This is a genomic window from Micromonospora sp. WMMD736, from assembly GCF_049179015.1.
In the GTDB taxonomy this organism is placed as follows: domain Bacteria; phylum Actinomycetota; class Actinomycetes; order Mycobacteriales; family Micromonosporaceae; genus Micromonospora.
The window spans coordinates 1-3,576 of the sequence record NZ_JBMHMI010000047.1 but is presented as its reverse complement, the minus strand read 5'-3'; the positions used below and the strand labels follow the sequence as shown (position 1 = coordinate 3,576).

4 protein-coding genes are annotated in these 3,576 nt (G+C 68.0%); 1 reads left to right on the top strand and 3 read right to left on the bottom strand.

What is annotated here, in order from left to right; genetic code table 11:
* Positions 1 to 51: 51 nt before the first annotated feature.
* The 3 genes from ACN269_RS33325 to ACN269_RS33315 all read right to left on the bottom strand — a co-directional run bounded on the left by ACN269_RS33325 (position 52) and on the right by ACN269_RS33315 (position 2,776).
* A complete protein-coding gene (locus ACN269_RS33325; protein ID WP_421477101.1) occupies positions 52 to 225 on the bottom strand; it encodes a hypothetical protein in 174 nt (57 codons plus the stop codon).
* A gap of 323 nt (positions 226 to 548) precedes the next feature.
* Positions 549 to 1,640 (bottom strand): acyl-CoA dehydrogenase family protein, encoded by a 1,092-nt coding sequence (locus ACN269_RS33320; RefSeq protein ID WP_421477099.1) that lies wholly within the window; start codon positions 1,638 to 1,640, stop codon positions 549 to 551.
* On the bottom strand, positions 1,637 to 2,776 hold the full coding sequence (locus ACN269_RS33315) for an acyl-CoA dehydrogenase family protein (RefSeq protein WP_421477097.1): 1,140 nt from the start codon (positions 2,774 to 2,776) through the stop codon (positions 1,637 to 1,639). The genes ACN269_RS33320 and ACN269_RS33315 overlap by 4 nt, the downstream gene beginning before the upstream one ends.
* A 1-nt stretch (position 2,777) precedes the next feature.
* Here ACN269_RS33315 and ACN269_RS33310 point away from each other — a divergent pair.
* A partial coding sequence (locus ACN269_RS33310; protein WP_421477095.1) for a hypothetical protein occupies positions 2,778 to 3,576 on the top strand: 799 nt, incomplete at its 3' end.

Genomic DNA, 3,576 nt, shown 5'->3' with positions numbered 1-3,576 from the left:
GGAAAGTGCGAGTGGATCACGCCATTTCGTTGATCTCGAGGCGCGGTCGGGTCAGCCGGCGGCGATGCCGAGGCGTGCGCAGAATCCGAAGACCTCATCGTAGATCGACCCCGGAATGGTGAACGGGTCGGTGGCGGTCACCTCGGCCAGGTGATCGGCGATGTCGTCGGCGGTCGGACTGCAGCCCGACGGGGCCAGCCAACCCTCGGCGAGGCCGGTGAACACCCGCGCGAACCGGCCCCCGCACGCCGAGAAGTTCTGATGGCTGAGTTCGCAGCCGGCCGTACTCTTCGGCCGCGGTGTCGACGATGGCTTGTCCGCCGACCGGGCTGTCGACCGAATCGTGCGACGGTACCGCCACCCCACCGGTCGCCCTGATCTGGTCGACGACCTGTTCGCGACACTGGCATCCGAACCAGCACCAGCCATCGAACCGCCCACATCGTTGACCACCACCGAAGCGCCACGGCGCGCCAATTCCAGGGCGTACAGGCGACCAAGACCGCGACCCGCCCCGGTGACGATCGCCACCTGGCCGGTGAAGTCGATCATCTTGTTCTCCTCGTGATTAGCTGTGAGCCAAGCTCTTTCAGGTAGTGATCGGGTCCGCCGAGCAGGCTGCTGAAGCTCAGAAGCCGTTTGAGATACAGCTGGGCGTCGTGCTCCCACGTGTACCCGATGCCGCCGAACACCTGGATGGCAGTGTCGCCGACCTGGGCGAGGCGCCCGGCGAATGCCTTGCACCGGACGGCGGCCAGGTGGCGTTCGGCCGGCGGGGCCGAATCGGCCGCCCACAACGCGTGCAGCACGCCGCTGCGGGCCAGTTCGACGGTTTCGTACATGTCCACACAGAGATGTTGAACGGCTTGGAACGCACCGATCGGCTGGCCGAACTGCTGCCGGGTCTTGGCGTAGTCCACCGCGAGGCCAAGCACCGCCCGCGCGGCGCCGAGCGCATCCGCGGCATGAGCGATCAGAACGTCGTCGACGAGCGCGTCGAGCGTTTCCGGAGAAACTGTGGCAAGCCGTTGCGCATCGACACCGTTCAACTCGACGCGGACCTGCTTCCGGGTTCCGTCGATACCGATCTGCGCTGTGGCGGTGACACCGGAGGCAGGCAGGCTGACGGCGAACAGGCCGGTGCCGCTGGGCTCGTCGGCCAGCACCAGCAGGGTTCTGGCCGCGAGCGCATCCGGCACGGCACCGAGGTCACCGGTCAGCAGGTGGCCGCTCGCCGTGGTGATGCCGGTGGGTCGCGGTCCGGTCAGGCCGCCGACCGTCGCGATCACCGAACCATCAGCGATCCCCCGCAGCACGATGTCTGCATCTGCGCCCGTCCGGGTCAGCAACCGGGTGGCGGTGACCGCGGTGGACAGCCACGGTCCGGGATACAGGCCCGCCCCGAGTTCCTCGGCGACGATGCCGGCTTCGGCCATCGACATCCCGGCGCCACCGCAGTGCTCGGGCACCAGCACCCCGGGGGCGCCGATCTGGGTGAGGCCCCGCCACACCGGTTCGGTCCAACCCGTCGGATCGCCGATCAGTGGCCGGACATGGCCCGAGATGCTCGCCTGTGCGCCGAGAAAGGCCCGAACGATGTCCCGCAGGGCCTGCTGCTCGTCGGAGTACTCGAGGTTCATCGCCGCGGCAGCCCCAACACTCGTTGGGCGGTGATGTTCTTGGTGACCTGGGTGGTCCCCCCGGCGATGGTGAGGGCACGCGCGGTCAGCCGGAAGTCGGCCCAGCGCCCGTCGGCCCCCTGCGCGCCGAGGACGTCGAACGCGAGCGCGGCCAGATCCTGACCGATCTCGCCCCACACCGACTTGGCCAGGCCGGCCGAGGCTGACGGGTCGCCGCCATGCAGTGTCGCCGATACCGAACGCTGACAGAGCACTTCCAGATACTTGATCCGCAGCGCGAGCTCACCGACTCTGGCCAGGGTGATGTCGTCAACGGCGGCGGCGGTATCCGCGAGGTCACGCACCAGATCCGAGAGCCGGAGCTGCATTTCGGCGTAGAGGCGGGCAGCTCCGGCACGCTCGTGGGTGAGGGTCGTCGTCGCCACCTGCCAGCCCTGATCTACCGGCCCGAGCAGGGCATCCACCGGTACCCGAACATCGTGGAAGAACACCTCCGCGAAGTCACTGTCGCCGTTGAGTGTGACCAGCGGCTTGGCCTCGATCCCGGGCAGGCTCATGTCGACGATCAGACAGGAAATGCCCTGGTGTTTGGGCACATCGGGATCGGTACGCACATACAGCTGGCACCAGTCGGCACGGTGACCCAATGACGTCCAGATCTTCTGGCCGGTCACCACGAAGCAATCGCCGTCGCGGACTGCCCGGGTGCGTAGCGAGGCCAGATCGGAACCTGCCTCGGGCTCCGACATGCCTTGGCACCAGATGTCGTCGGCACGCAACATGCGTGGGAGCAGCTGGTGTTTCTGCGCGTCGGTCCCGAACTGCATGATCGCGGGCGCGATGTTGTTGATACCGATCACGTTGAGTGGCAACGGCACCCGATGGCGGGTCGTCTCCTCGGCGTATACCAGCTGTTCGAGAACCGAGGCGCCGCGACCGCCGTAGGCGGAAGGCCAGGACACGGCGGCCCAACCGGCATCGGCGATCGTCGCGTTCCACGCCCGCAGGGTGTCGAACGAGCCTGCGTTGCCGCGCTGCTCGCCGGCGGCCACCACGTCGTCGGTCAACGTGTCGGCCAGCCAGGCGCGCAGTTCCTTGCGGAACCGTTCGACCTCGGGCGGGTAGGTGAAATCCACGATGATCCGTATTCGGTCGGGAGAGATTGACTGCCGGTCTCGGCGGACTCTACGGTGGAACAGATATTTGGTCAACAAGCGAGGTGTGGTGGCGCAGGGCTCGGCAACCGACGACACAATGGGTCCGCAACGGCTGGGCATGCTGGCATCGGCGCTGGCCGGCCGCACCGTTGCGGTGGTGTCCGGCGGTCCTGGCGAACCGGCGTACACCGACGGAGTCACGGTCTACGTTGACCCCACCGCACTCCCGCAGCGCCAACTCGATGCGGTGTCGGTGCAGGCGTCGTTGCTCGCCGCCGGTGCCTTTGCCCCCGACATCCTGCGCAAGCTGGCGCGTCGGCCCAAACTGGCCAGTCGCTATCTGGCGATCGAAGGTCACCGGGCGCTCGCGGCCAATGACGACCTGTTGCCGCCCGCGGTCCGTCGGCTGGTCAACCTCGATCTGGCGGCCAGCGTCGACTCGCCCGCCGCGTCGCTGGCGTTGGCGGGTACGGGTGGATCGTTCGCTGCGCCGGACTGCTTCGGCGAGATCAAGGTGCGCCGCCTGCTGGCTGTCGTAGGTGGATCGGGGGATCTGGATCCGAGCCGTGCGCACCTGCCGCGCCGCAATCCGAAACGGGATCTGCCCGACCTGGACGAGGACGACGACGTAGCTGGCGGCGACGTGCCGGACCTGTTCTCCAGCCCCGCCGGGGGCAGTGCGGTGGTGGGAAAACTACTGCAGCGGCTGATGAGCCGGGTTCGCCGGCTCAGCGGGGGTGGTCCGCCGGGTGCGGACGCCGCCACCCATCGTTCCGGTC

What these genes read in the sequence shown, in the direction of transcription:
- ACN269_RS33320 (WP_421477099.1), bottom strand. Translation starts at nt 1,640, where the DNA reads ATGAACCTCGAGTACTCCGACGAGCAGCAGGCCCTGCGGGACATCGTT.